The organism is Mesorhizobium sp. M0047 (genome assembly GCF_040323315.1).
Lineage (GTDB): Bacteria > Pseudomonadota > Alphaproteobacteria > Rhizobiales > Rhizobiaceae > Mesorhizobium.
On the sequence record NZ_JAMYUW010000044.1, the window covers coordinates 19934 to 45746 of the forward strand.

A 25813-nucleotide genomic window follows, 5' to 3' on the forward strand; every position below is an offset into this window, starting at 1 on the left:
AATATATTCGATTGCTACTTTAGTGTGATCGTAAGTATTGATATTTTTTTGCGCTTGCGGCGGCCGCCGGTTCAAGTGTACATCCCACCTCAACTTGATGATTATTGTTCCGAATCGCGTGGGCTCCGTTCCTGTCTGTATCGGTGGGAGTCCCGGTTTGACCTCGACAATCCTGCACTTGTTTTCTTTGGCGGCCCCAAGTGACGAAGAACGAGACTTTCGGATTCTGGATAAGGACCTACCTATGTACAATCTTGCTTGGTGTTGCTTTTGTAGCCATATATGTAGCGCTTGAAGAGCCAATATATTATTGGGATTTCGCTGCCTATTTCGAGATATTCAACCAGCAGGGTGTGTTGTTGGTCGAAGATCCTGTTCGGTGGCTGCGCCTGCTGAGGGGCTCTATCGCCACGGACGATTACAGCACGGCAATTTTGGCGCCCCTGATGCCGTTTTACTTACTATTTGGCGGATCGAGGCTTTCATATGTCGCCGGAGTGGTCGCGGTCTACCTGGTCCCGACCGCTCTTTTCATGGGCAGAATGAGCTACATGGAGGCGGTCTCCGAGACGTCTCCGTCCTGGGGCTGGCCTGCGGTATGGATTGCGGCCTTTCTTTACACGCCGTTCTGGGCGGCAACGCTTCGCGGATGGCCGGATCTCGGCGGTTGCCTGGCGCTTTCTGCAGCGACCTATTTTCTCTGGAAATCGAAGTTTCTGACCCGTGAACCGGTGATCAGCGGAATACGTGTCGGTGGGTACCTGTGGTTGGCGTTCATGCTGCGCCGCTGGTATGCCTATGCCGGTATAGGCGCTGGAATTTCGGCGGCCTTTTTCTGTTTGTTTCAGGCGACAAAAGACCGGGACTTTCCGGTGCTCCTGAAAGCCGCGTTAGGCGGCGTGTGCGCGCTTCTCGTCGTCGCCGGAGCCGCACTGGCCTTCCAGCAACCTCTGATCCTCAGGATTCTGTGGACCAACTATGGTGATATCTACAGCGGATACAAGACGACCTTGGCATCCCAGCTCGATCAGGTGGTATCCCGGCTCAGCTATGTGAACTGGCTGTTGATAATATTTGGCCTTTACATCTCTTTTTTACGTCGCAATCGCTTTTCTTTATTCTGTGCCGTCGCTTCGATAACCACCTTTTTTCTATTCACTCGGACACAAGATCCGGACCTTCATCATTCGATGCCAATGTTTCTTTGGCTCTTTCCCGCATACGCCCAGGCAATCGTTGCGATCGTTTCGATGCCGGCGCTGAGATCGCGATTGTCGGCCGCCATCATAGTCGTTGTCGCCGGACTTGCTTTTTTGGGCACCTTTTTCCCGATCGGCCGCCAGTTGCTGTCGCCGATCAATTATGTTTATGCCAGCCAAGGTATTCTCCCTCTTCATCTTGACAGTATGTCTGAATACAAACGCCTTACTGATGACCTTACCAGGGAAATGCGTCCTGAGGACCGTTTTGCGGTATTTGCTTCAGGCTCTGTCATGAACAGCTGGCTGTTGTTCGCCCTGAAAAGAAGCCTATACCCTCACATTGAATGGCCTTGCCAAGTGGACAGTCGCGATGGATTCGTACCTGACACATTGAAGTCAAGATATGCTGTCGTAACCGACCCGCCCGTTACCCATTTGCAATCAGGTGCGCAGCTCTGCGTTACGCTTTCCAACCAGTATATTCTCGACGGGAAAGGCATCGGTACCGCCTACAGACGCCTCGCGGAATACAAGTTGTCCGGTGGCGTTACCGGTTATCTCTACGAACAGACGCGCCCGGTCAGCAAAGCTGAAGTGGACGCCCTCTACACCGACTTCAGGAAGAAATATCCAAGCTGGATAACACCTGAGTGGTGACCAGTTCGACTGGTCTGCGCAGTTCTGCCCAACGCAGGGATTGACCAGGCTGCCCCTGTAGGGGCAGTAAAACGGTCATGTTGAATCTGCTTCTCGTTGTGGTCGGTGGCGGCATCGGTGCCGGCATTCGTCATCTCACCAGCATGGGTGCGCTGCGCCTTGTCGGCCCCAACTATCCCTGGGGCACGATGGCCATCAACATCGTCGGCTCCTTCGCCATGGGCCTGTTCATCGCCATCTTGGCGCGTCGCGGCGGATCGAACGAACTTAGGCTGTTCGTTGCCACCGGCATGCTCGGCGGCTTCACCACCTTCTCAGCCTTTTCGCTCGATTTCGCGACGCTGTGGGAGCGGGGAGCGACACTGCCGGCGTTCGGATATGCGCTTGCCAGCGTCATTGGCGCCATTATCGCCCTGTTTCTGGGACTTTGGCTCGCAAGAACCGTTTCATAGTGCTATTGCCGCGCCGAGAGCAGGGCCGAGCCCTGCCGGGAAACGGATAAGCGAAGAAGAATATGGCAGGCGTTGAACAGATCACGGTGGAGGCCGGCGAGGCGGGCATGCGGCTCGATCGCTGGTTCAAGACCCATTTCCCGGGCCTTGGTTTCGGCCATCTGCAAAAGCTGCTTCGCTCCGGCCAAATTCGTGTCGATGGCGGTCGGGTCAAGGCCGACACGCGTGTCGAGCCTGGCCAGATGGTGCGTGTCCCGCCACTCGAAGTCGACAAGAAGGGCGAGAGCGCGCTGACCGGCCATTCGATCCGCAACCAGGGCGATGCCGATGTTCTCGCCAAGATGCTGATCCATGAGGATCCCAAGGTTTTCGTTTTCAACAAACCGGCAGGCCTTGCCGTGCAGGGTGGCTCCGGCGTCACCCGCAATGTCGACGACATGCTGGAGGCTTGGCGCAACCAGAAGGGCGAGAAGCCGCGCCTAGTGCATCGGCTCGATCGCGACACATCGGGTGTGCTGGTCGTCGCCCGAACGCGCCTTGCCGCCATGAAGCTCGCCGAAGCGTTTCGCGCCCGCGAGACCAAGAAGACGTATTGGGCGCTGGTCAAGGGCGTGCCGCCGAAGCGCGAGGACAAGATCTCGACCTGGCTGATCAAGGAGCCGACGCCGGATGGTGACCGCGTCCGCGTCGCCGCGCACGGCGAAAAGGGCGCCGACCACGCCGTGTCCTACTATCGCATCATCGAGCAGGCGGCGCAGACGATGACCTGGCTGGAGATGGAGCCCTATACGGGCCGCACCCACCAGCTTCGTGTCCATGCCGCTTACATCGGCTGCCCGATCCTGGGCGATCCGAAATATTTCGAGGCCGACACCAATTGGGATTTTCCGGGCGGCATTCAAAACCGCCTGCACCTGCATGCGCGGCGCATCATCATTCCGCATCCGGACAAGGGCGTCATCGATGTCACCGCGCCGATGCCGCCGCACATGCGCCAGAGCTGGAACCTGATCGGCTTCGACGACGCCAGCGCTGAGGACTGATCGTGAGCGGGGCCACCGACGCGCTCGCCACCGATACGCTTGATCGCCGCGATACGGTCGACATGGCCGCCGCCGCCATCATGGTCGGGCTGACTTTTTCCTGGGGGCTGAACTACGTCGCCGCCAAGATTTCCTATGCCGGTTACGACCCGGTCTTCCTGTCGATGGCGCGCTCGATCATCGGCGGCTTCTGCGTCTTCCTCTGGTGCCGTTGGCGCGGCATCGCGCTTTTCACGCGCGACGGGACATTGCGCGCCGGCATCGCGGTCGGCGTGCTTTTCGGCATCGAGTTCCTCTGCCTCTATGTCGGCCTGGAGCACACGACCGTCGCCCGCAACACGCTGCTGGTCAACACAATGCCGTTCTGGATGCTGCTCGGCGGCCATTTCCTGCTTGGCGAACAGATCACCTTGAGGAAATTCCTCGGTCTGCTGCTGGCCTTTGCCGGCCTTGCCGCAGTGTTTTCCGACAAGCTTGGCGGTGGCGGAGACATGCTGTTCGGCGATCTCCTGAGCCTCGGCTCCGGATTTTTCTGGGCCCTGACCAACATCCTCATCAAGCGGTCGAAATTGGTCGAGGCGACTGCCGAAAAGCTTCTGCTCTACCAGCTCGCCGGTGCTGCAATCGTTGGCATATTGGTGCTGCCTCTCGCCGGTCCGCCCGTTCGCGATCCGACCATTCTGCCGACTTTGGCGCTGCCTTTCCAGGCGGTCTACATCGTCGCCTTCACCTATGTGCTGTGGTTCTGGCTGCTGCGGCGCTATCCGGTATCTGGCGTGTCCAGTTTCACCGTCCTGTCGCCGGTTTTCGGCGTTTTGTGCGGCGCCGTGTTCTTGAATGAGCCGCTGACCATGCGCATTTTCCTGGCACTTGGCCTGATTGCCGCCGGCCTGATCATCGTCAACCGGCCTGCGCGCAAGATCGTGCCTGTGTGAGAGAGACCTCTATGCGTGATATCCTCAACGATCTCGAAGCGGGCAAGCATCTTTCCGACCCCGATCCGGTACGCCGCGCCCAGATCCAGATGAAGGCGCATCTGCCGAAGCGCTTCTACAAGACCGTCTCGGTCGCGCCGGTGGAAGACGGCTTTGCCGTGCATCTCGACGGCAAGCCGGTGCGCACGCCGGGCAAGGCGCTCCTGGCGCTGCCGACCGAGGCGGCGGCTGCGCTCGTCGCCAACGAGTTCGCCGCCCAGGGCGAGACCATCGATCCGGTGACCATGCCGGTGATGCGCCTCGTCAACACCGCCATCGACGGCGTTGCCAGCGATCCACAGGCGGTGCTGGAGGACATCCTGCGCTTTGCCTCGTCCGATCTGCTTTGCTATCGCGCCGACGCGCCGCAGGGGCTGGTGGAGCGGCAGAACCAACATTGGGATCCGGTTCTGGATTGGGCGAGGGAGACGCTCGGGGCAAGGTTCAACCTCGCCGAAGGAATCATCCATGTCGAGCAGCCGCGCGAAGCCATCGCCGTGCTGGGCAGCCATCTTGCCCGGCGCACCGATCCGCTGCGGCTCGCCGCCATCCATGTGATGACGTCGCTGACCGGCTCGGCGCTGCTGGCGCTGGCCGTCGATTTCGGCGAACTCGACGCCGAGGGCGCCTGGGCTGCCGGGCATGTCGACGAGGACTGGCAGATCGAGCATTGGGGGCAGGATGCGGAGGCCGTCGCGCGCCGCTCGGCCCGCAAGCGCGACATGTTGGCAGCCACCGGTCTGCTCGAGGCGCTCAGGGGCTGACGGGTTCCACCGCTCGCTCGGATTCATCCCGCAGCGCACCTAATACCAAAGTCATAATCCCAAAGACGCGCTGCCTTTGGCCAGCGCTTTCTGTCATTTTTCCCGTTGATGGCTGCCCTGAGTCCGCGTTCGGAGGAGAACACGGATGTTGCCGCGCAGCTTCGAGGTCAACGGGTCTCACGGGAGGAAAACACAATGGCAATGGCATCGACCGCCGGCGGAACGAGCCGCGGCATGACGCGGGAAGAGAAGAAGGTCATCTTCGCTTCCTCGCTCGGCACCGTTTTCGAATGGTACGATTTCTATCTCTACGGCTCGCTCGCAGTGTTCATCGGCTCGACGTTTTTCAGTCCGACCATTCCGGAAGCGACGCGTAATATCTTCGCGCTGCTGGCTTTCGCGGCCGGCTTCCTGGTGCGCCCGTTCGGCGCACTGCTGTTCGGCCGCATCGGCGACCTTGTAGGCCGTAAATATACGTTCCTTGTCACCATGACGATTATGGGCCTGTCGACCTTCCTGGTCGGTCTGCTGCCTGGTTATGCGACCTTGGGTATAGCCGCCCCGGTGATCCTGATCATCCTGCGCATGCTGCAGGGCCTGGCGCTGGGCGGCGAATATGGCGGCGCGGCCACTTACGTCGCCGAGCACGCCCCAGACAACCGGCGTGGCTACTACACTTCCTGGATCCAGACGACGGCGACGCTCGGCCTGTTTCTATCGCTGGTTGTGATCCTGATCGTACAGGCTTCATTGAGCAAGGAAAGCTATGCCGCCTGGGGCTGGCGTATTCCGTTCATCGTCTCCTTCCTGCTGCTCGGCATCTCGATCTGGATCCGGCTTTCGCTCTCCGAATCGCCGACCTTCCAGCGCATGAAGGATGAGGGCAAGGGCTCCAAGGCGCCGCTCACGGAAGCCTTCGGCCAATGGAAGAATGCCAGGATTGCCCTGCTGGCGCTGCTCGGCCTCACCGCCGGTCAGGCCGTGGTCTGGTACAACGGCCAGTTCTATGCGCTGTTCTTTCTGACCAACGTGCTTAAGGTCGACGCGCAGTCGGTAAACATCATGATCGCCATCGCATTGGCGGTCGGTTCGATCTTCTTCGTCGTCTTCGGCTGGCTCTCCGACAAGATCGGCCGCAAGCCGATCATCATGGCGGGTCTTGCTCTGGCGATTGTCTGCACCTTCCCGCTGTTCAAGGCGCTGACCTGGGCTGCAAATCCTGCGCTTGCCACGGCGCAGCAGAACACGCGCGCGACGGTGACGGCTGCACCCAGCGACTGCAGGTTCCAGTTCAATCCGGTCGGCACGGCGAAGTTCACGACGTCCTGTGACATCGCAACGTCGTTCCTGACCAAGAACTCGGTTCCTTATGACGTGGTGTCGACGGCTGCGGCCGGAACAGCCGCGTCGGTCAGGATCGGCAACGAAACGGTGGCTTCCTATGACGCTGTCGCCGCTGGCGATCAGGCCAAGGCCAAGGACGCAGCCTTCGTGAAAGCCGTCAACATGGCTCTGAAAGACGGAGGCTATCCGCTGAAGCGTGCGGCGATCAAGGTTGCGGACCAGAAGCTCGACGCGTTTGTCGCCGCCAACCCGGAACTGAAGCTGGACGCTGCCGCGATCCGCGCCGGTGAAAAGGCTATTGTGCCGGTTGACCAGGCGGTGAAGGACAAGTTGCTGACCACCGATGAAGCAGCGGGTGCGCCTGAAGTCACCGTCTACAACATCCCGGCTGGCGGCGCCTTCGCCATGTTTGCCGACCCGGCGGCCGTCAACTGGCCAATGACCATCGGTATCCTGTTCATCCTGGTCCTGTTCGTGACCATGGTCTACGGGCCGATCGCGGCGATCCTGGTCGAGATGTTCCCGACTCGCATTCGCTACACCGGTATGTCGCTGCCCTACCACATCGGCAATGGCTGGTTCGGAGGCCTGCTGCCGGCAACGGTGTTCGCGCTGAGCGCTTACAAGGGCGACATATATTATGGCCTCTGGTATCCGGTGGTGATCGCGGCGATGTCGCTGGTCATCGGCATGATCTTCGTGAAGGATACGCTCGGCACCGATCTGCACGCCAAGGAGTAGGCGGGCTGAAGCGGCTAAAGAAAAACCCGGCGCGAGCAATCGCGCCGGGTTTTTCTGTTGTATGGTTCGGAGACGTCTAGCTAGCTCTTGCGAGGTAGTTCGGCTTCCGCGATGGCAGCCTCATGGTACCAGGCCTCGCCATGGTCGAGCGGGTGATCGCGCAAAGAGGCAAGCTCTGCCGCGAACTTAGCCTTTACGCCTAAATTTGAGGCAGTCATGCGCGATGCCACCGGGAACATCAGGATTTTTGCCGACGGACGGGCTGACGTGATCTCCATTGGCTGTCTCCTTCCTTCTGCGGACCCTTGTCGATTCATCTTTGCATGAAGGTAAGTCCTGCGAACCATTTAGGCAAGATGCCTAAGGAAAGATCAATAGTTGCCTGTTATTTATGCAGATTTTGTCTTTGGTCGATCTTGGCGCATTGCTTAGGCGGCTTGGTTGCATCTCAGATGTGAACTGGCATTTTTGACGCACCCAGCGCAGCGGAAATGGCACACGAATTGCATTTTATCGACTTGGCAGCTGGGCTGCTGGATGGCTCGGCGCGCCTGCGTCATCCAGGTTCGGTGATCAAGCAACGAGAGGCTAGAATGACGAAATACAAGCTCGAGTACATTTGGCTCGATGGATACACGCCGGTTCCCAACCTTCGCGGCAAAACGCAGATCAAGGAATTTGCCGAATTCCCGACGCTCGAGCAGTTGCCGCTATGGGGCTTTGATGGTTCCTCGACCCAGCAGGCCGAGGGGCACAGCTCCGACTGCGTGCTGAAGCCGGTCGCCGTCTATCCGGACCCCGCCCGCACCAACGGCGTGCTGGTCATGTGCGAAGTCATGATGCCCGATGGTGTGACGCCGCATGCTTCCAACAAGCGCGCCACCATCCTCGACGACGAGGGCGCTTGGTTCGGCTTCGAGCAGGAATATTTCTTCTACAAGGACGGCCGCCCGCTCGGCTTCCCGGAGAGCGGCTATCCCGCACCGCAGGGCCCGTACTACACCGGCGTCGGTTATTCCAATGTCGGCTCCGTCGCGCGCCAGATCGTCGAGGAACATCTCGACCTCTGCCTCGCCGCCGGCATCAACCATGAAGGCATCAACGCCGAAGTGGCCAAGGGCCAGTGGGAATTCCAGATTTTCGGCAAGGGCTCCAAGAAGGCCGCCGACCAGATGTGGATGGCCCGCTACCTGATGCAGCGCCTGACCGAGAAATACGGCATCGACATCGAATACCACTGCAAGCCACTTGGCGACACCGACTGGAACGGCTCGGGCATGCACGCCAACTTCTCGACCGCCTATATGCGCGAAGTCGGCGGCAAGGCCTATTTCGAAGCGCTGATGGCGGCTTTCGACAAGAACCTGATGGATCACATCGCCGTCTACGGCCCGGACAACGACAAGCGTTTGACCGGCAAGCACGAGACCGCGCCGTGGAACAGGTTCAGCTACGGCATCGCCGACCGCGGCGCCTCGATCCGCGTGCCGCATTCCTTCATCAACAACGACTACAAGGGTTATCTGGAAGACCGCCGCCCGAACTCGCAGGGTGACCCCTACCAGATCGCCTCGCAGATCCTGAAGACGATCGCCTCGGTGCCGGCAAGCGCCCAGGTCTCGGCCGCGGCTTGAGCCTTCGTCACGGCGGAAACCTGCCGTGACCGTCTCAGGCCCATCCTACGGTCTTCCCAAGCAAGAACCCCGGCGAAAGCTGGGGTTCTTTTTGTAATGGAACTTTGGCGCGCCGCTCGCTCTACCGAAAGGCCTGAAGCGCGGCCTTCACATTGTCACAGAAATCGAAGCACCATTTTCTGGCGTAGTCCGGATCTATTCCCACCAGGCTGGCCTGCTCGAATGCATTCCTCTGGGGCGGATCGTTGTGCCCGCCGGCTGAGCCGCGCAGTATTGCTTGCCATGAGGTTTGCTGTCCGGGCGGCGGCTTGCCGCTGCGATCCAGAATGCAGCGTGCGTCCGGCCCGCACGCAAGAACCCCAGCCAAGGACCCGGGTTCTTTTCCCATTAACCGGCAGATCGCATCCCGGCCGGAACATACCCAGAAAAAGTCAGGCAATTCGGGCGATCGCAATCCCTGCGACGTTCCGGTCGCCGACTTGGCAGTTCCGGCGATTACCTGTCAAAAAAGCCCGGAAAACAGCGCTTTCCAGCACTTATTTGTGGCAAAGACCCTCCCATAAGCACCTGTTCACGTTGCGAAATCGGCTATCCGCAGCCCTCATGGCGGCGTTGACAGGTTGCAGCGCAGCATGCGAATTCGCAGTTCTTGGGGTTACGTCACGCAATGCTGTTCGGACGGGCGGGGTTTTCTTGAACGGCGGCATTGGCGGGGGGCGCCGGACGAGCGGTCACTGTAGCCTGAGACAGTGCGCCGCTCGCTCCTGGCTCCATGTTCGGGCTCGAACAGTGATCCGCTTGTCACTCACCAGATCTTGCTGACCTGAGACGGCGTCACCGGATTGACGTGCCGTGCTTGCCGATGGATCCAGCGCCCGTGGACCACGGCACACACACGATCGTCAAAAAACAAAACGCAAAAAGCGTTGCCCATCTGCAGCGGGCGACAGCGAGAGCGGGCCGACGGCAGGCACGACTATCGGAGTGCAGCAAAGAGCCCTTGAAAGAGAAAATCTTTCAAGGGCTTGAACATTACGCTGAACCTTTAGTCTGAGAGTCAATCTCAGACGGAGTAGTACATGTCGTATTCGACCGGATGCGGGGTCATTTCGAAGCGCATCACCTCGGCCATCTTCAGCTCGATGTAGCTGTCGATCTGGTCGTCGTCGAAGACGCCGCCGGCCTTCAGGAAGCCGCGGTCCTTGTCGAGGCTCTGCAGCGCTTCACGCAGCGAACCGCAGACGGTCGGGATCTTCTTCAACTCCTTCGGCGGCAGGTCGTAAAGGTCCTTGTCCATCGGTTGGCCGGGATGGATCTTGTTCTTGATGCCATCGAGCCCGGCCATCAGCATGGCGGCGAAAGCGAGGTAGGGGTTCGCGCCTGGATCGGGGAAACGGACCTCGACGCGCTTGGACTTGGGCGACGAGCCGAACGGGATGCGGCAGGAGGCCGAGCGATTGCGCGCCGAATAGGCGAGCAGCACCGGCGCTTCATAACCCGGAACCAGGCGCTTATAGGAGTTGGTCAGCGGATTGGTGAAGGCGTTGATCGCCTTGGCGTGCTTGATGATGCCGCCGATGTAGAACAGGCAGCTCTCCGAAAGGCCGGCATATTCGTTGCCGGCGAAGGTCGGCTTGCCGCCCTTCCAGATCGACTGGTGGACGTGCATGCCCGAGCCGTTGTCGCCGAAGATCGGCTTCGGCATGAAGGTGGCCGTCTTGCCATAGGCGTTGGCGACCTGGTGCACGACATATTTGTAGATCAGCATCTTGTCGGCGTTGCGGACCAGCGTGTCGAACTTGATGCCGAGTTCGTGTTGCGCAGCCGCCACCTCATGGTGATGCTTTTCGACGCGCACGCCCATCTCGGCCAGCACGGTCAGCATTTCCGAGCGCATGTCCTGCGCACTGTCGATCGGCGGCACCGGGAAATAACCGCCCTTGATGCGCGGACGGTGGCCGAGATTGCCGGTCTCGTAGTCCGTGTCGTCATTCGACGGCAGTTCGGTCGAGTCGAGCTTGAAACCGGTGTTGTACGGGTCGGCCTTGTACTTCACGTCGTCGAACACGAAGAACTCGGCTTCCGGGCCGACATAGATGGTGTCGCCGATGCCTTCCGATTTCATGTAGGCCTCGGCCTTCTTGGCCGTACCGCGCGGATCGCGGTTGTAGGATTCACCCGAAACCGGATCGAGGATGTCACACAGGATGACCATGGTCGACTGGGCGAAGAACGGGTCCATGTGGACGGTGTCCGGATCAGGCATCAGCACCATGTCGGACTCGTTGATGGCCTTCCAGCCGGCAATCGACGATCCGTCGAACATGACGCCGTCGGCGAACATGTCTTCCTCGACCTCGATGACATCCATCGTCACGTGCTGCAGCTTGCCCTTCGGGTCTGTGAAGCGCAGGTCGACGAATTTCACGTCGTTGTCCTTAATCTGCTTCATGATGTCTTTGGCTGTCGTCATGTCATGTATCCCTGTGTGATGACGTTTTTTTATGATGACGTTAGGAGAATGCCGGGTCGGGTCAGACCGCGTCCATGCCTGTTTCGCCGGTACGGATTCGCACGACTTCCTCGATATTGGAAACGAAGATTTTGCCGTCGCCAATACGGCCGGTCTGGGCGGCCTTGCGGATGGCCTCGATCGCGCCTTCGACCGCATCGTCGCCAAGCACCACCTCGATTTTCACCTTGGGCAGGAAATCGACGACATATTCGGCGCCGCGGTAGAGCTCGGTATGACCCTTCTGACGACCGAAGCCCTTTGCCTCGGTAACAGTAATGCCCTGCAGTCCGGCCTCCTGAAGCGCTTCCTTCACTTCGTCCAGCTTGAATGGCTTGATGATCGCTTCGATCTTTTTCATGTAAAAAGTGGCCTCCACTGCCAAAAAAAACGGGTTGTGAACCCCCCGCTTGCGCTTCGATCTAGCACGAACTGTGCCAATTGGACGGATTCGAAGCAGTATCACACGATTTCAAAGTCGCACCGCACCTGGATACAAATTCACGTCATTCCCTGTACCGGAAGCGGCACGGGCTGCCGGAGACTACACGGCAACGCCAACTGCATCTGCCCAAAAACTAGGCATATCGCCTATCCTTCAGGCAATCCTGTGCCTTCGTGCCAACAATGTGGCCGCAGATCTCGGCAACTCCCCCTTGTTTGCTTCGGATCGAAAATTGGACAATGCTTGATCGAATGCGGATCGGCAATCCATGAGCAACGAACTTCTTGTTCCTTCAGAAATGAACGAGGCAGATCGGCTTACGGTTGCCGCTGGTCCCGCCGACGGTATCGGCCTGATGCGCAGAGCCGGCCAGGCGGTCGCGGCCGAGGTTCTCAAGCGCTATCCCTCGGCGACGCATGTCCATGTGCTGTGCGGCCCAGGCAACAATGGCGGTGATGGCTACGTCGTCGCGCGCATCCTGGCCGACAGCGGTGTGCGCACCACAATCTGGGCATCCGGAGCACCAAGACCGGAAAGCGATGCGGAGCTCGCCGCTGCGCAATGCCCGATCAAGCCGCGGCCGCTGTCTGGATTTGATGCCGAGACCGGCTCGATCGTGGTCGACGCGCTCTATGGCGCAGGGCTGTCCAAGTCGCTGTCTGGCGATGCCGCCAAGGCCATAGATACCGCTACCGCCTTGGGCTTGCCTGTGATCGCGGTCGACCTGCCGTCTGGCGTCTCGGGAGCCGGCGGCGAAATATTGGGCAGGGCGTTTCGCGCCGAGATCACAGTCACCTTCGCGCGGAAAAAGCCTGGCCACCTGCTGCTCCCAGGACGCGGACAATGCGGTGAAATCGTGCTTGCCGATATCGGCATCGGCGACGACATCATCGCCCAACTCGCTGTCTCGACTTTCGAGAATGTGCCAAACCTGTGGTTGCAGGAATTTCCCGTGCCGGCGGTCGACGCGCACAAATACAAGCGCGGCCATGTCGGCGTCTTTTCCGGTGGCCCCAGCGCCACGGGCGCCGCGCGGCTGTCGGCGCTCGCCGCGGCGAGAAGCGGGGCAGGGGCGGTCACCGTGCTGTCGCCAGCCAATGCCATGCAGGTCAATGCGACACACCTGACCTCCATCATGCTGCGGCAAGCGGGCTCGCTCGGAGAGGTGCAGGAATTCCTGATGGCGCGCCATCCCGAAGCACTGGTGTTCGGACCGGGGCTCGGCCCAAAACCCAAGGTCGGCGATTTTGCCCTGCAACTGATCAAGGCTTTGGCGGATGGTGCGCGCGCATCGGCGACCGCAAGCCACGCAGATGCGATCGTCCTGGATGCCGACGCCATCACGTCGCTGGCTCACCAGCCCCAGGCACTGTTCGAAGTCGCCCGTCAGCCGAACGCGCCGGCATTGGTGATAACGCCGCATGAGGGTGAATTCGGCCGATTGTTTCCTGACATCGCCGGCGTCATGACCCTGTCGAAACTGGCCAAGGCGCGAGCGGCCGCAGCACGGGCCAATGCCGTCATCGTCTACAAGGGCGCTGACACGGTGATTGCTGCTCCCGATGGCAGGGCAGCGATCAATTCCAACGGCGCTCCATGGCTGGCCACTGCCGGGTCAGGCGACGTGTTGTCCGGCATCATTGCCGGTCTCCTGGCGCAAGCCATGCCGCCCTTCGAGGGGACTTGCGCTGCGGTGTGGCTGCATGCCGAAGCCGGCAGCCGTTTCGGACCCGGTCTGATCGCCGAGGATCTGCCGCTAGCGCTGGTGCCGGTGCTGCGCGAACTCTTCGAAGCGCGGTAGTTACTCACAGCGGAATGTTGTCGTGCTTCTTCCAGGGGTTCTGCATGTCCTTGTTGCGCAGCATGCGCAGCGCCCGTGCGATGCGGCGGCGGGTCGAGTGCGGCATGATCACCTCGTCGACATAGCCGCGCTCGGCGGCGACGAAAGGCGACAGGAAGCGATCCTCGTAAGTCTTTGTATGCGCTGCGATCTTTTCGGCATCGCCGATGTCCTTGCGATAGATGATCTCGACCGCGCCCCGTGCACCCATCACCGCGATCTGCGCCGTCGGCCAGGCATAGTTCATGTCGCCGCGCAGATGCTTTGACGCCATCACGTCATAGGCGCCGCCATAGGCTTTTCTGGTGATGACGGTGATCTTCGGCACGGTGGCCTCGGCATAGGCGAAGAGAAGCTTGGCGCCATGCTTGATTAGCCCGCCATACTCCTGCGCCGTGCCGGGCAGGAAGCCGGGCACGTCGACGAAGGTGACGATCGGGATCGAAAAACAATCGCAGAAGCGCACGAAGCGCGCGGCCTTGCGGCTCGCATCGGAATCGAGCACGCCGGCCAGCACCATCGGCTGGTTGGCGACGAAGCCGACCGTGCGGCCCTCGATACGGCCGAGACCGGTGACGATGTTTTTCGCGAAATTCTGCTGGATCTCGAAGAAGTCGCCTTCATCGGCGACTTTCAGGATCAGTTCCTTGATGTCGTAGGGCTTGTTGGTGTTGTCGGGGATCAGCCGGTCGAGCGACAAATCATGGTCGGTCACCGACTGATAGCATTCGATTTCGGGAAGCTCCGATGTGTTGGAGGCCGGCAGCAGGTCGATCAGCCGGCGCATCTGCAGCAACGCCTCGACGTCATTGTCGTACGCGCCGTCGGCGATGGAGGATTTCGTCGTGTGGACGGAAGCGCCGCCGAGGCTCTCGGCGGTCACCGTTTCGTTGGTCACGGTCTTCACCACATCCGGCCCGGTGACGAACATGTAGGAGGTGTCGCGCACCATGAAGATGAAGTCGGTCATCGCAGGCGAATAGACATCACCGCCGGCGCAAGGACCCATGATGACAGAAATTTGCGGAATGACGCCGGAGGCGAGCACGTTGCGCTGAAAGATCTCGGCATAACCGCCGAGTGCCGCAACGCCCTCCTGGATTCGCGCGCCACCGGCATCGTATAGCCCGATGATCGGCGCACGGTTGCGCAGCGCCATCTCCTGCACCTTGATGACCTTCTCGGCATGCGCTTCCGACAGCGAGCCGCCGAACACGGTAAAGTCCTTGGCGAAGAGGTAGACCGGACGACCATTGATGGTGCCCCAACCGGTGACCACGCCGTCGCCGGCGATCTTGGTCTTCTCCATGCCGAAATCGGTCGAGCGGTGCTCGACATACATGTCGAATTCCTCGAACGAGCCTTCGTCGAGAAACACCTCGATGCGTTCGCGCGCGGTGAGCTTGCCCTTCTTGTGCTGGGCATCGATGCGCGCCTGGCCGCCACCCATGCGGGCGATCTCGCGCCGGCGCTCGAGTTCCTTCAGCACGTCCTTCATCGATTACCTCCCAGGCCAGCGGCATTTCGTGGTAATCGTGCCTGCAGGCGAGCGCAAGCGCCGCTTACGCCGTGGGTTTTGTTGCACTGCAGCATGACGCCCCTTGCATTTGACAGCGAACTGGGCCATATGCGGCGACATAGGCGCTTGGGCCGGGACAATCCGGCCTTCTCGACGAATGAGACTGGTTGCGTCTGTTTTCCCTCTTTTCCGGTATATCGGCCCCTCTTTCCGGTACATCACAAAGTGGCGAAAAAGCCCCGTGGCATGATGCCTGCGGGCACGACAGCGCAGCCGCGCGGACGGAAACGTCCGCCGCCTTGTCGTTCCATGACAATTTGTTCGACGGCAGGTTGCGCCCTGCCGCCATCGATGTTTGCGGCCAGAAGCCGCGTGAAAGAAGATTATTTTGACCAACCAAAACACTTTGCCCGGTAGCAACACTGCGGAACTTACCGGTTTCGCCGCACTGGGTATTTCGGGCGCGCTGCTCAAGGCCACCCATAACGCCGGTTTCACCGAACCGAAGCCGATCCAGGCGCAGGCGATCCCGCCGCAAATGGAAGGCCGCGACATTTTCGGCATCGCCCAGACCGGCTCCGGCAAGACCGCAGCCTTCGCGCTGCCGATCCTGTCGAAGATCATTGCACTTGGCACCAAGCGCCGGCCTAAGACGGCGCGTGCGCTGATTCTGGCACCAACGCGCGAACTCGCCGTGCAGATCGAGGATACGATCAAGATCCTCGCCAAGGGCGCGCATGTCTCGACCGCGCTCGTGCTGGGCGGCGTCTCCCGCTTCAGCCAGGTGAAGAAGGTTGCGCCCGGCGTCGACATCCTGATCGCAACGCCCGGCCGGTTGACCGATCTGGTGCGTGAAGGCGACCTCATGCTTGCCGACACCAAATGGCTGGTGCTCGACGAAGGCGACCGCATGCTCGACATGGGCTTCATCAATGACGTCAAGCGCATCGCCAAGGCGACCGCGCCCGACCGTCAGACGGTGCTGTTCTCGGCGACCATGCCCAATGAGATCGCCGAACTGGCGAAGGGCCTGCTGAAAAACCCGATCCGTGTCGAAGTCGCGCCGCAAAGCACGGCAGCGGCCGAAATCGTGCAAGGTGTCGTCTTTGCCCGTACCAAGCAGAAGCGCCAGGTGCTGTCGACGATGCTCGCCGACGAGGCGATGAAGTCCGTCATTATCTTTTCGCGCACCAAGCATGGTGCCGACAGGGTGACCAAGGACCTCGAGCGCGACGGCTTCAAGGCCGCCGTCATCCACGGCAACAAGTCGCAGAATGCCCGCCAGAAGGCGCTCAACGATTTCCGCGAGGGTTCGGTGCGCATTCTGGTGGCGACCGACATCGCTGCGCGCGGCATCGACGTGCCCGGCATCAGCCATGTCGTGAATTTCGACCTGCCGGACGAAGCGGAAAGCTATGTCCACCGCATCGGCCGTACCGGCCGCAACGGCATGGACGGCATTGCGATTACGCTTTGCGATCCTTCCGAGAACAGCAAGCTGCGCCAGGTCGAGCGCATCATCCGCACCAAACTGCCGATCGTTGCCGACCATCTCGGCAGCCCCGATCCGCTGCGCAATCCGGCTGAAAAGAACGAACGATTCGAGCCGGCCAACGACCGCAATGGTCGTCGCGACGGCAGGCGGCCCGGTGGCGAGAACAAAGGCAACGGTTTTGGCAAAAAGCGCTTCGGCGACAAGCCGGCCTTCGCCGGCGAGCGCAAGCCGGAAGGCGCCAAGCCGGCCTTTAAAGGCAACAACAAGCGCCGCTTCGGCGGCAAGCGTCCGGCGGCGCGGGCTGCGTAAGCCAGGCCGCGTTTTAATCAGTCAAGCGTAGCATGGCTGATTGCCGAGACCGACCGGGAAAGGGCGGCTGAAGCGATGCTTCGGTCGCCCTTTTTCGTAAACTTACTTCACCACCGCCTCGATCCAGACGGCGATCCTTTGCGCCAGAAAGGTCGTGGTCGATGGCGAAAGCGCGTCGCCGGCGATAACGTGATTGTCTATGTCGCCCGTATCATCGACCGGGACCAGTTCACACGGAGCGCCCCAGCGCCCGGCGATCTCGCGGGTGCGGTCGGGCCGCACCACTTTGTCCGAATCCGAAAAGATGAACAAAGCGGGGATGGTCGCCTTTTCCACCGGGGCGCCATAGGCAAGCTCGGTCAGCGCCTGCATCGGCAAGGTCGCTTCGATCGGGTAGCGGGTGGTCCAGAATTTTTCATGCAGCGCGTTGCGCGGCAAAAAGCTGTGTTCCTTGCCGGCGACCAGCCTGGCGATCTGTTTTCCCCATGGCATGGTCAGTATCTCGGCGCCGGACGCTTTCACGCCGAAGTTTGGCGAGATGAACGCGATCGCGGCAACCCCGTCCGATGCGCCCGGCTGCGTTGCCGCCCATGTCGCCAGCGAGCCGCCGGTCGAGGTCGAGATGACGATCACCTTGTCGCCGATCGCCCGGCCGATGGCGAGCGCCTCCTCAAAATCGTTGACCCAGGCATTGATGCTGCCTTGCGTCATCGCCGCGCCATCCTGCCCGTGTCCGGTAAGGCGGGTGTAGAACAGGTTGGCGTCGAGCTGGTCGGCCACTTCATCGGGCAGCGGGCGGACCTCGCCCTTCGATGCGGAAAAGCCGTGGATGTAGACGATCGACAGCGGCGTCCTGGCATGCACCATCGGATTGGCCCAGACGATCTCTTTCTCCAGCCCGTCGCGGATTCCCGGTGTGGCGGCTTCCACCTTTGCCACATAGGCCTGCGGATCGTCGCCGATGACCAAGGGATCGAAGCGTATCGTGGTGTCGACGGGAACGCGCGGACCGAGCACGACGGCCAGTGCGAGAATGGCGGCAAGGCCCAGCACAGCAAGCACGATCCGTCGCCCCATCTCTGGCTCCACGCAACAATCTCTCAACCCATGGCTGTCACCCGCCCGAAGCGGGTGCTTGCCAACTTCGACGGCTTACCTATTCGATTGGCGGCTTGCGGTCGTAATGCAGCGGCCGCGCCTTCCAACTGGTCATCAGGCTGATAAACCCTCTGCAAAGCGGCCTCGGCAACACGCTAAGCAGTTTCAGGGGCCAGCTTGTCCGGCGCGGGAAGGTGACTTCGAAACCGCCGGACTTGATGCCCCGCGCCATGCGGCGCGACGCGCGGCTGACCGGCATCAGTCCCGGCATCGGCAGCATGTTCTTCTCGGTCAGCGGGGTATCGATGAAGCCAGGATTGAACACCTGGATGCGCACGTTCATCTTGTCGAAATCATACTTCAGCGATTCGGCCAGGATGTTGATTGCCGCCTTGGTGCCGCCATAGGCGGCCGTTGTCGGCCAGCCGAAATAGGACGTGACGGAGCCGACCAGTACGACATGGCCGCGCGCCCGCACGCGCATGCGTTCGATGACAGGCACCAGGCCATTGATGATGCCGAAATAGTTGACCTCGAAGGACCGGCGAAAGTCGTTGACGACAAGATTTTCACCCGGCGTCGAAATGTAGTTTCCGGCATTGAAGATGGCGAGCACGATGGGACCGAGCTCCTTCTCGATCGCGGCGACGGTTCTTGCCATGCGCGGTTCGTCGGTGACGTCGCAGGGAAAGGCGGTCACACTGCCCGGCATCTGCGCCGTCTCGACGACAAGCGTGTCGATCGGATCGTCGTCGAGCGCCGTCACCGCCACGGCATAACCCTGGGAAGCAAGATCCCTGGCGAGCGAACGGCCGATGCCGCTGCTGCCGCCCGTGATCCAGGCGACGCCGTGCTTCGGGTTGGCCCGGTAAAGTGTCATGCTGCGCCCTGTCGACTTGTTGGTGCTTTGCTCTAGCGATGAAGAAATCGAATGAAAAGCTGCTTTTCAACGTCGGTCGGAAAATGAACAGTGGCGATAGGGGCTGGTCTTGGAAAGCGTCGACGCAACAACAGTGCCGCAATTGCGACTGGACCAGACAAATTCTTGCCTTGAAACCGAAGCTTCGGGTTTCTAGGGTTTCGGCGCACCTAAACAAGGAATCCTGAATGCTCCGTTCTGTGATCGACGCGATCGGCAACACGCCTCTGATCCGCCTCAACAAGGCTTCTGAACAAACAGGCTGCGAGATCCTGGGCAAGGCCGAATTCATGAATCCGGGCCAGTCGGTCAAGGATCGCGCGGGTCTGTTCATCATCCGCGACGCCGAGCAGCGCGGGCTGCTGAAGCCCGGCGGCGTCATCGTCGAGGGAACGGCCGGCAACACCGGCATCGGACTGACGCTGGTTGCCAAGGCGCTCGGCTACCGCACCGTCATCGTCATTCCCGACACGCAGAGCCAGGAAAAGAAAGACACGATCAAACTGCTCGGCGCCGAGCTGATCGAAGTGCCCGCGGTGCCGTACAAGAACCCCAACAACTATGTGAAGCTGTCCGGCCGCTTGGCAGAGCAGATGGCGCGGACGGAACCGAATGGCGCCATCTGGGCCAACCAGTTCGACAATGTGGCGAATCGTGACGGCCATATCCGCACCACGGCCGAGGAAATCTGGAACCAGACCGGCGGCAAGGTCGACGGCTTTGTCTCGGCGGTCGGCTCGGGCGGAACGCTGGCCGGCGTCGCCTTCGGGCTAAGGGCGAAAAGCAAGGACGTGAAGATCGCGCTCGCCGATCCGCTGGGCGCCGCGCTCTACTCCTTCTACACCAGCGGCGAGCTGAAGTCCGAAGGCAGCTCGATCACCGAAGGCATCGGGCAGGGGCGCATCACCGCCAATCTCGAAGGGTTCACGCCGGATTTTTCCTTCCAGATTCCCGACGAGGATGCGCTTCCGATCGTCTTCGACTTGATCCAGGAAGAAGGCCTCTGCGTCGGCGGCTCGACCGGCATCAACATTGCCGGCGCGATCCATCTGGCGCGCGAACTTGGCCCCGGCCACACGATCGTGACCATTCTTTGCGACTACGGCTCACGCTACCAGTCGAAGCTGTTCAACCCGGAATTCCTGCGCGAGAAGCAGCTGCCGGTGCCGGGCTGGATGGAGCTGAAGAGCAAGATTTCGGTGCCGTTCGAAAAGGTCGCGTGATGGCGCACAGGACGGACGCGCTGTTTCGCGACGACGCCTATCTGCGCAGGGCGGATGCGACGGTCGTTGCCGTCAACGACCGCGGCGCCATCATCCTCGATCGCACGATCTTCTACGCCACATCGGGCGGCCAACCGGGCGATACCGGTCACATCGAGCGCGGCGACGGCAGCCGCATCGCCATTGCCGTCGCAATTACGGGCGAGACCAAGGACGAGATCATCCATGTGCCGACGCCGGAGCAAGCGGCGCCACGGATCGGCGAGAAGGTGAGGCTGGCGATCGACTGGGAGCGGCGGCATTTTTTGATGCGCATGCATTCGGCCTGCCATCTGCTCTCGGTCGTCTGTCCGTTTCCGATTACGGGTGCCGCGGTTTCCGAGGACGACAGCCGTGTCGACTTCGACATGCCGGATGCCAGCTTCTCCAAGGAGGAGGTGACAGCGAGCCTGATGGACCTGGTGCGGGCCGACCACCCGATCTTCACCAGGTTGATCAGCGACGAGGACCTGGCCGCCAATCCTGGCCTGGTCAAATCCAAGAACGTCCGGCCCCCGGTCGGCACCGGCAATATCCGTCTCGTGTGCATCGGCGATAACGCTTCGGTGGACAGCCAACCCTGCGGCGGTACCCATGTGAAGAGCACCGGCGAAGTCGGTGAAATCCACATCGGCAAGATCGAGAAGAAAGGCCGCGAAAACAGGCGTTTCCGCATCCGCTTCGGTCCGATGCCGGCGAACTGATATGCTAGCCGTTCGCGAGGCGAAACAAGGAGGATAAAAATGGCCGAGGACAGCCCTTTCACCGTCGATGCGGACTGGCTGCAACAGCGTCTCGGCGAGCCGGGCCTGACGATTGTCGATGCGTCCTGGTATCTCCCGGCGCAAAAGCGCGATGCGCGCGGCGAATACGATGCGGCGCACATTCCGGGCGCGCGGTTCCTGGATCAGGACGCGGTTTCCGACCCGGACTCGCCACTGCCGCACATGTTGCCGTCGCCGCAGGACTTCGCCCAGTATGTCGGCGCCATGGGCGTTTCGGCGGACGACACCATCGTCGTCTATGACGGCCCGGGTTTCTTCTCTGCGCCTCGGGCATGGTGGATGTTCCGGGTAATGGGCGTCTTCCAGACCTATATTCTGGACGGCGGCTTCGATGGGTGGAAGGCGGCTGGCCGACCGGTGACGGCCGAACCGACGAAGATCGCGCCATGCGTGTTCCATGCCGATTTCGACGCGAGTCGGGTCGCCAGCCTCGCCGACATGCGCCGGATCGTCGACACTGGGGAAAGCCAAATCGCCGACGCCCGTGGGGCGGGCCGCTTCACTGGCGCGGAGCCTGAACCGCGCGCGGGCATCCGCTCCGGTCATATGCCTGGCGCGCGAAATTTGCCCTATTCGGCGCTGTCGGAAAATGGCGAGCTGTTGTCGAAGGACCGGCTGCGCAAGGTGATAGAGCAGGCCGGCATCGATCTGTCGAAACCTGTCGTCACCTCATGTGGCTCCGGTATTACAGCAGCGGTGGTGACGCTGGCGCTGGAAACACTTGGCCATACCGACAACAGGCTTTACGACGGCTCATGGACGGAGTGGGGTGGGCTTTCCGACACGCCCGTCGTGACCGGCAAGGAATGACGACGATGGAAAACGGCGTGCTGGAAGACATCGAGGTCACAGTGACGTTCCTCGAAATGCATGTGCCTCCGGCCTATACGCCGCCTGTGCCCTATAATCGTCAGGTCGCGCTGCTGAAGACCAAGGACATCCCGCTGCATTTCTACCGCTATCTGATGGACCGGGTCGGGCGCAAATGGCACTGGGTCAATGTTCTCAGGCTCGATGATGACGAGCTTTCCGCCGGTATCCACCGCGAGGATCGTGATATCAGGGTGCTCTACCTCGACGGCGCACCAGCCGGCTTTTTCGATCTCAAGCCGCATCTGCCGGAAGAAGTCGAGCTCGCTTATTTCGGCATGATGGAACATGCAACCGGGCAAGGCATCGGTCGCTGGTTCCTGGGCTCCGCGATCGCAGCCGCATGGTCGTATGGGCCGAAGCGAGTGACGGTGCAGACCTGCACGCTCGATCATCCGGCGGCGCTGCCACTTTATCAGAAGCTCGGCTTTGCACCTGTGGCGCAGAAGAAGGAGACGGTGCATCCGATGCCTTTCGCCGAGCGTTCGGCCAGCGTCATGCGGCCGTGACGCCAGCTGCAATCAGGACTGATTGCTGAGAACCGATCGGTCCTGCACCTTGGCAGGAATCGGGTGGGAAGCGCGGAGTTGGCGGCATAATTTCCGGTCAACGACACCGGAGAGTTTCACCATGACCATCCAGTTCAAAGCCTTGCCGACCGACGATGTCAGGGGCCTGCAGCGCGGCGGTCCCGATGCTTACGGCAACACGCCCGAGCGAAAGATCTCCGACGGCGACGGCGTGCCTTGCCGGCACTGTCTGAAGAACATCGATGCTGGAGACGCTTACCTCGTCCTGGCGTACCGGCCATTCGCGGAGCTTCAGCCCTACGCCGAGACCGGGCCGATCTTTCTGCATGCCGAAGAATGCGAACGCGCCGCCGGGAGCGAGGTGCTTCCCGCGATTCTCGAAAGTCCCGACTACATCGTGCGCGGCTATGGCAGGGACAATCGCATCGTCTACGGCAGCGGCGGTGTCATCCCGACCGAAGCAATTGCCGCACGCGCAGAGACGCTATTCGAGCGCGACGATATCGCCTACGTCCATGTTCGCTCGGCGCGCAACAATTGCTACCAGTGCCGCATCGAGCGCGCGTGAAGCTGGGATCGCCAATGGGAGATGCTGTCGTACTCCCGTCGTATAATCGCGCTAGAAAGCGATTGTCGATCGATTGGCCGACCGCGGATGAACCGGCGGCAAATCTCGACATCGAGGAAGCGGGGCTTTGGCTCCGCTTTTTTGTTGCCTGCTTCGGTCGCAAAGAAAAACCCGCCAGTGTGAACCGGCGGGCGAGACTGGAGGAAGGTGTCTTTTTGTGAAATCAGGCGGCCAGAACGGCTTTCGGCTCGACCAGTTCGTAGCCGAGAGCCTCGGCGACAGCGCGGTTGGTGATCTTGCCCTTGTGGACATTGAGCCCGTTGCGCAAATGATGGTCGTCGACCAGCGCCTTCAGGCCCTTGTCCGCAAGCTGGAGGCCATAGTGCAGCGTCGCGTTGTTGAGCGCATGGGCCGAGGTGACCGGCACCGCGCCCGGCATGTTGGCGACGCAATAATGGATGACGCCGTCAACGTCATAGGTCGGCTCGGCATGGGTGGTGGCGTGCGAGGTCTCGAAGCAGCCACCCTGATCGATGGCGACGTCGACCAGCACCGAGCCCTTCTTCATGCCTGACAGCATTTCGCGCGAAACCAGTTTTGGCGCCGCGGCACCCGGAATCAGCACCGCCCCGACGACGATATCGGCTGAAAAGCATTCTTCTTCGAGCGCTTCGACGGTCGAGTAACGGGTGTGGACGCGGCCGGCGAAGAGGTCGTCAAGCTGACGCAGGCGCGGGATCGAGCGGTCGATGATGGTGACATCGGCGCCAAGCCCCGCCGCCATCCTGGCAGCGTGCAGACCGACGACGCCGCCGCCGAGCACGGCAACCTTGCCGGGCAGCACGCCGGGCACGCCGCCGAGCAGCACGCCGCGGCCGCCATTGGCCTTCTGAAGCGCCGTGGCGCCGGCCTGGATCGACAGGCGTCCGGCGACTTCAGACATGGGCGCCAGCAGCGGCAGGCCGCCACGATCGTCGGTCACGGTCTCGTAGGCGATTGCGGTCACGCCGGAAGCGAGCAGGCCCTTGGTCTGCTCCGGATCCGGAGCAAGATGAAGATAGGTGTACAGGATCTGGCCTTCGCGAAGCTGCGCCCATTCGGTGGGCTGCGGCTCCTTGACCTTGACGATCATGTCCGACTTGGCAAACACGTCGGCAGCCGTCTTGGCAATCGTGGCACCGGCGGCGCGATAGGCGTTGTCATCGGCCCCGATGCCGGCTCCGGCGCCGGTCTCGACCAGCACTTCGTGGCCATGGGCGACATACTCGCGGACCGAGCCGGGTGTGAGGCCGACGCGATATTCGTGGTTCTTGATTTCCTTGGGGCAGCCGACGCGCATTTTTCTTCTCCCTGATCCGGCCCTATTGGGCTCCTTCCCTGTGTTGGTGGAGTGAACCACGAATCGGTGCGCAGGTGTTTGCGAATGCGCTTGCGTCAGCGGGCGCGTTTCGATAATTGTTGCGCCAAACAGCCAAATTTTCGCAGGATTCACGAAAAATGCCGCTCGACAGGATTGATATCGCCATTCTCGAGGCTTTGCAGAAGGATGGCCGGATACCCAATGCTGCGCTCGCCGAGAAGGTTGGCCTGTCGCAGTCGGCTTGTTCGCGCCGGCTCGACAACCTGGAGAAATCCGGAACCATCCGCGGCTACCATGCCCGGCTTTCCAATGCGGCGCTTGGCCACCAGATGACGGCGATCGTGCACATATCCTTGTCGGGACAATTCGAGAAGACGCTGTCGGATTTCGAGGCGGCGATCAAGCGCTGCCCGAACGTGCTGTCCTGCCATCTGATGTCTGGCGAATACGATTATATTCTCAGGATCGCGGCAAAGGATCTCGTCGACTATGAGCGCATCCACAAGGAATGGCTGTCGGCGATGCCGCATGTGACCAAGATCAACTCGTCTTTTGCGCTACGCGAAATCGTCGACCGCACGGCCATGGGCATGAAGCCGGAAATGGCCTGAGCTGTGTCGATATTCAGGTGATGCCGGCCTGCGAACGGCAGTTTCCTGTGCTTCCGGTACTCACGGACTCAAACGTCCGCTCCGTTCCGGTTCTCGGAACCCGCCATTCTCGACTCGGCCTGACCTGAATCTCAACACAGCTAACCGATCTTGAATGCCTCGATCACGATCCGATCCATCGGGATATCGTGCGGCTGCGGGTAGATGGTGGCGATGCGCTGCAACTCGTAGCCGACGCCGATGACCAGCGGCTTGAACGGCATCGCGGCCAGCGTGCGGTCGAAGAAGCCGCCGCCATAGCCCAGGCGGTAGTTTTGGGGATCGATGCCGACGATCGGCGAGATGACGATGTCCGGCAGCACCGGATCGCCCTCGGCTGGGATCGGGATGTTCCAGACGCCTTTCTCCAGCCGGTCGCCCGGCTTGTAGGCGCGAAAGATCAGGGGATGCGCTTTCTCGACAACGATGGGCAGGGCGGTGCGGCCGCCGCGCGCATTGATGGACGCCATCCATGGCCGCAGATCCGGCTCGCCGCGAAACGGCCAGTAGAGACTGACCATGCGGCCGGCGATCTCGCCGATGATCGCGTCAAGACCTTCGGCGATGCGCTGCGACATTGCCGTTCGCGCGTCGGCCGAAACGGCAAGGCGGGCCGCGATCAGGCGTTCGCGCTCGGTCTTGCGCCAGCGTCTCACATCAGTCCAGTCGTTCAGAGGCACACGGAATTCCGGATCGAGTTCATGCATGAAGCAGGGCGACGAAGAATACAGCGTCGGAGCGTCGTCGTCTTGATCATTGGCCATGCCTCAGCTCGTGGTGCTTTTTGAAGAACGCTATACCGGGCCACGATCGTCGACATGTGCATTCACGACATTCGAA

At 61.0% G+C, this 25813-nt stretch carries 24 protein-coding genes; 16 read left to right on the top strand and 8 right to left on the bottom strand.

What is annotated here, in order from left to right:
* The first annotated feature begins 200 nt into the window (after positions 1 to 200).
* The 6 genes from NKJ89_RS29470 to NKJ89_RS29495 all read left to right on the top strand — a co-directional run bounded on the left by NKJ89_RS29470 (position 201) and on the right by NKJ89_RS29495 (position 7177).
* Positions 201 to 1859 carry a hypothetical protein gene (locus tag NKJ89_RS29470; protein ID WP_352607673.1) on the top strand — a complete coding sequence of 553 codons (1659 nt, stop codon included), beginning with the start codon at positions 201 to 203 and terminating at the stop codon, positions 1857 to 1859.
* A gap of 77 nt (positions 1860 to 1936) precedes the next feature.
* Complete coding sequence (gene crcB, locus NKJ89_RS29475) at positions 1937 to 2311, top strand: fluoride efflux transporter CrcB (protein ID WP_023757962.1); 375 nt, start codon at positions 1937 to 1939, stop codon at positions 2309 to 2311.
* 62 nt (positions 2312 to 2373) lie between these two features.
* Entirely contained in the window at positions 2374 to 3354 is a 981-nt protein-coding gene (locus tag NKJ89_RS29480; RefSeq protein ID WP_023757961.1) for an RluA family pseudouridine synthase, read from the top strand.
* Positions 3355 to 3416: 62 nt separating this feature from the next.
* Entirely contained in the window at positions 3417 to 4289 is an 873-nt protein-coding gene (locus NKJ89_RS29485; RefSeq protein ID WP_352607720.1) for a DMT family transporter, read from the top strand.
* Positions 4290 to 4300: 11 nt separating this feature from the next.
* Positions 4301 to 5092 carry an ATP12 family chaperone protein gene (locus NKJ89_RS29490; protein WP_352607675.1) on the top strand — a complete coding sequence of 264 codons (792 nt, stop codon included), beginning with the start codon at positions 4301 to 4303 and terminating at the stop codon, positions 5090 to 5092.
* Between the two features lie 195 nt (positions 5093 to 5287).
* Positions 5288 to 7177 carry an MFS transporter gene (locus NKJ89_RS29495; protein WP_352607677.1) on the top strand — a complete coding sequence of 630 codons (1890 nt, stop codon included), beginning with the start codon at positions 5288 to 5290 and terminating at the stop codon, positions 7175 to 7177.
* Between the two features lie 80 nt (positions 7178 to 7257).
* Here NKJ89_RS29495 and NKJ89_RS29500 read toward each other — a convergent pair whose 3' ends face one another.
* Positions 7258 to 7455 (bottom strand): DUF2735 domain-containing protein, encoded by a 198-nt coding sequence (locus NKJ89_RS29500; protein ID WP_023757957.1) that lies wholly within the window; start codon positions 7453 to 7455, stop codon positions 7258 to 7260.
* A gap of 315 nt (positions 7456 to 7770) precedes the next feature.
* Between NKJ89_RS29500 and NKJ89_RS29505 the strand changes: the two genes are divergently transcribed.
* On the top strand, positions 7771 to 8811 hold the full coding sequence (locus NKJ89_RS29505) for a glutamine synthetase beta-grasp domain-containing protein (RefSeq protein ID WP_023757956.1): 1041 nt from the start codon (positions 7771 to 7773) through the stop codon (positions 8809 to 8811).
* A 1063-nt stretch (positions 8812 to 9874) separates the two neighbouring features.
* On the opposite strand, the gene glnA is transcribed toward NKJ89_RS29505, so the two are convergent.
* Both glnA and NKJ89_RS29515 read right to left on the bottom strand, forming a co-directional pair.
* On the bottom strand, positions 9875 to 11284 hold the full coding sequence (gene glnA / locus NKJ89_RS29510) for a type I glutamate--ammonia ligase (RefSeq protein WP_023757955.1): 1410 nt from the start codon (positions 11282 to 11284) through the stop codon (positions 9875 to 9877).
* 61 nt (positions 11285 to 11345) lie between these two features.
* Positions 11346 to 11684, bottom strand: coding sequence for a P-II family nitrogen regulator (locus NKJ89_RS29515; protein WP_006205430.1), 339 nt, complete (start codon positions 11682 to 11684; stop codon positions 11346 to 11348).
* A gap of 352 nt (positions 11685 to 12036) precedes the next feature.
* Between NKJ89_RS29515 and NKJ89_RS29520 the strand changes: the two genes are divergently transcribed.
* Positions 12037 to 13569: an NAD(P)H-hydrate dehydratase gene (locus NKJ89_RS29520; RefSeq protein WP_352607679.1), complete on the top strand. Its 1533-nt coding sequence runs from the start codon at positions 12037 to 12039 to the stop codon at positions 13567 to 13569.
* Positions 13570 to 13573: 4 nt separating this feature from the next.
* Here the strand turns inward: NKJ89_RS29520 and NKJ89_RS29525 are convergent, their stop codons facing one another.
* Positions 13574 to 15106: an acyl-CoA carboxylase subunit beta gene (locus tag NKJ89_RS29525; RefSeq protein WP_352607681.1), complete on the bottom strand. Its 1533-nt coding sequence runs from the start codon at positions 15104 to 15106 to the stop codon at positions 13574 to 13576.
* Between the two features lie 409 nt (positions 15107 to 15515).
* Between NKJ89_RS29525 and NKJ89_RS29530 the strand changes: the two genes are divergently transcribed.
* A complete protein-coding gene (locus tag NKJ89_RS29530; RefSeq protein ID WP_352607683.1) occupies positions 15516 to 16931 on the top strand; it encodes a DEAD/DEAH box helicase in 1416 nt (471 codons plus the stop codon).
* A gap of 102 nt (positions 16932 to 17033) precedes the next feature.
* Here NKJ89_RS29530 and NKJ89_RS29535 read toward each other — a convergent pair whose 3' ends face one another.
* On the bottom strand, positions 17034 to 18008 hold the full coding sequence (locus NKJ89_RS29535) for an alpha/beta hydrolase (protein WP_352607685.1): 975 nt from the start codon (positions 18006 to 18008) through the stop codon (positions 17034 to 17036).
* 79 nt (positions 18009 to 18087) lie between these two features.
* The gene (locus NKJ89_RS29540; RefSeq protein ID WP_023757949.1) at positions 18088 to 18909 is read right to left on the bottom strand and encodes an SDR family oxidoreductase; all 822 of its coding nucleotides are present in this window, start codon (positions 18907 to 18909) and stop codon (positions 18088 to 18090) included.
* 227 nt (positions 18910 to 19136) lie between these two features.
* Here NKJ89_RS29540 and NKJ89_RS29545 point away from each other — a divergent pair, with 227 nt between their 5' ends.
* The 6 genes from NKJ89_RS29545 to NKJ89_RS29570 all read left to right on the top strand — a co-directional run bounded on the left by NKJ89_RS29545 (position 19137) and on the right by NKJ89_RS29570 (position 23184).
* Entirely contained in the window at positions 19137 to 20171 is a 1035-nt protein-coding gene (locus NKJ89_RS29545) for a cysteine synthase A (protein WP_352607687.1), read from the top strand.
* Positions 20171 to 20914: an alanyl-tRNA editing protein gene (locus tag NKJ89_RS29550; protein ID WP_352607689.1), complete on the top strand. Its 744-nt coding sequence runs from the start codon at positions 20171 to 20173 to the stop codon at positions 20912 to 20914. Before NKJ89_RS29545 ends, NKJ89_RS29550 begins: the two co-directional genes overlap by 1 nt.
* Positions 20915 to 20953: 39 nt before the next feature.
* A complete protein-coding gene (sseA, locus tag NKJ89_RS29555) occupies positions 20954 to 21805 on the top strand; it encodes a 3-mercaptopyruvate sulfurtransferase (protein ID WP_352607691.1) in 852 nt (283 codons plus the stop codon).
* A gap of 5 nt (positions 21806 to 21810) precedes the next feature.
* Entirely contained in the window at positions 21811 to 22374 is a 564-nt protein-coding gene (locus NKJ89_RS29560; protein ID WP_352486694.1) for a GNAT family N-acetyltransferase, read from the top strand.
* Between the two features lie 121 nt (positions 22375 to 22495).
* Positions 22496 to 22963 carry a DUF1203 domain-containing protein gene (locus tag NKJ89_RS29565; protein ID WP_352607693.1) on the top strand — a complete coding sequence of 156 codons (468 nt, stop codon included), beginning with the start codon at positions 22496 to 22498 and terminating at the stop codon, positions 22961 to 22963.
* A 62-nt stretch (positions 22964 to 23025) separates the two neighbouring features.
* On the top strand, positions 23026 to 23184 hold the full coding sequence (locus NKJ89_RS29570) for a hypothetical protein (protein ID WP_352607694.1): 159 nt from the start codon (positions 23026 to 23028) through the stop codon (positions 23182 to 23184).
* A gap of 2 nt (positions 23185 to 23186) precedes the next feature.
* Here NKJ89_RS29570 and ald read toward each other — a convergent pair whose 3' ends face one another.
* Positions 23187 to 24302 (bottom strand): alanine dehydrogenase, encoded by a 1116-nt coding sequence (gene ald, locus NKJ89_RS29575; protein WP_352607696.1) that lies wholly within the window; start codon positions 24300 to 24302, stop codon positions 23187 to 23189.
* Positions 24303 to 24460: 158 nt separating this feature from the next.
* On the opposite strand from ald, the gene NKJ89_RS29580 reads away from it, so the two are divergent.
* A complete protein-coding gene (locus NKJ89_RS29580) occupies positions 24461 to 24934 on the top strand; it encodes an Lrp/AsnC family transcriptional regulator (RefSeq protein WP_013531467.1) in 474 nt (157 codons plus the stop codon).
* Between the two features lie 140 nt (positions 24935 to 25074).
* Here the strand turns inward: NKJ89_RS29580 and NKJ89_RS29585 are convergent, their stop codons facing one another.
* On the bottom strand, positions 25075 to 25737 hold the full coding sequence (locus tag NKJ89_RS29585) for a 5-formyltetrahydrofolate cyclo-ligase (protein WP_352607698.1): 663 nt from the start codon (positions 25735 to 25737) through the stop codon (positions 25075 to 25077).
* Positions 25738 to 25813 lie beyond the last annotated feature (76 nt).

What these genes read in the sequence shown, in the direction of transcription:
- NKJ89_RS29490 (WP_352607675.1), top strand. Translation starts at nt 4,301, where the DNA reads ATGCGTGATATCCTCAACGATCTCGAAGCGGGCAAGCATCTTTCCGAC.
- NKJ89_RS29565 (WP_352607693.1), top strand. Translation starts at nt 22,496, where the DNA reads ATGACCATCCAGTTCAAAGCCTTGCCGACCGACGATGTCAGGGGCCTG.
- NKJ89_RS29495 (WP_352607677.1), top strand. Translation starts at nt 5,288, where the DNA reads ATGGCAATGGCATCGACCGCCGGCGGAACGAGCCGCGGCATGACGCGG.
- crcB (WP_023757962.1), top strand. Translation starts at nt 1,937, where the DNA reads ATGTTGAATCTGCTTCTCGTTGTGGTCGGTGGCGGCATCGGTGCCGGC.
- NKJ89_RS29585 (WP_352607698.1), bottom strand. Translation starts at nt 25,737, where the DNA reads ATGGCCAATGATCAAGACGACGACGCTCCGACGCTGTATTCTTCGTCG.
- NKJ89_RS29545 (WP_352607687.1), top strand. Translation starts at nt 19,137, where the DNA reads ATGCTCCGTTCTGTGATCGACGCGATCGGCAACACGCCTCTGATCCGC.
- sseA (WP_352607691.1), top strand. Translation starts at nt 20,954, where the DNA reads ATGGCCGAGGACAGCCCTTTCACCGTCGATGCGGACTGGCTGCAACAG.
- NKJ89_RS29535 (WP_352607685.1), bottom strand. Translation starts at nt 18,008, where the DNA reads ATGGGGCGACGGATCGTGCTTGCTGTGCTGGGCCTTGCCGCCATTCTC.
- ald (WP_352607696.1), bottom strand. Translation starts at nt 24,302, where the DNA reads ATGCGCGTCGGCTGCCCCAAGGAAATCAAGAACCACGAATATCGCGTC.
- NKJ89_RS29505 (WP_023757956.1), top strand. Translation starts at nt 7,771, where the DNA reads ATGACGAAATACAAGCTCGAGTACATTTGGCTCGATGGATACACGCCG.
- NKJ89_RS29550 (WP_352607689.1), top strand. Translation starts at nt 20,171, where the DNA reads ATGGCGCACAGGACGGACGCGCTGTTTCGCGACGACGCCTATCTGCGC.
- NKJ89_RS29525 (WP_352607681.1), bottom strand. Translation starts at nt 15,106, where the DNA reads ATGAAGGACGTGCTGAAGGAACTCGAGCGCCGGCGCGAGATCGCCCGC.
- NKJ89_RS29485 (WP_352607720.1), top strand. Translation starts at nt 3,417, where the DNA reads ATGGCCGCCGCCGCCATCATGGTCGGGCTGACTTTTTCCTGGGGGCTG.
- NKJ89_RS29560 (WP_352486694.1), top strand. Translation starts at nt 21,811, where the DNA reads ATGGAAAACGGCGTGCTGGAAGACATCGAGGTCACAGTGACGTTCCTC.
- NKJ89_RS29580 (WP_013531467.1), top strand. Translation starts at nt 24,461, where the DNA reads ATGCCGCTCGACAGGATTGATATCGCCATTCTCGAGGCTTTGCAGAAG.
- NKJ89_RS29520 (WP_352607679.1), top strand. Translation starts at nt 12,037, where the DNA reads ATGAGCAACGAACTTCTTGTTCCTTCAGAAATGAACGAGGCAGATCGG.
- glnA (WP_023757955.1), bottom strand. Translation starts at nt 11,284, where the DNA reads ATGACGACAGCCAAAGACATCATGAAGCAGATTAAGGACAACGACGTG.
- NKJ89_RS29500 (WP_023757957.1), bottom strand. Translation starts at nt 7,455, where the DNA reads ATGGAGATCACGTCAGCCCGTCCGTCGGCAAAAATCCTGATGTTCCCG.
- NKJ89_RS29480 (WP_023757961.1), top strand. Translation starts at nt 2,374, where the DNA reads ATGGCAGGCGTTGAACAGATCACGGTGGAGGCCGGCGAGGCGGGCATG.
- NKJ89_RS29540 (WP_023757949.1), bottom strand. Translation starts at nt 18,909, where the DNA reads ATGACACTTTACCGGGCCAACCCGAAGCACGGCGTCGCCTGGATCACG.
- NKJ89_RS29515 (WP_006205430.1), bottom strand. Translation starts at nt 11,684, where the DNA reads ATGAAAAAGATCGAAGCGATCATCAAGCCATTCAAGCTGGACGAAGTG.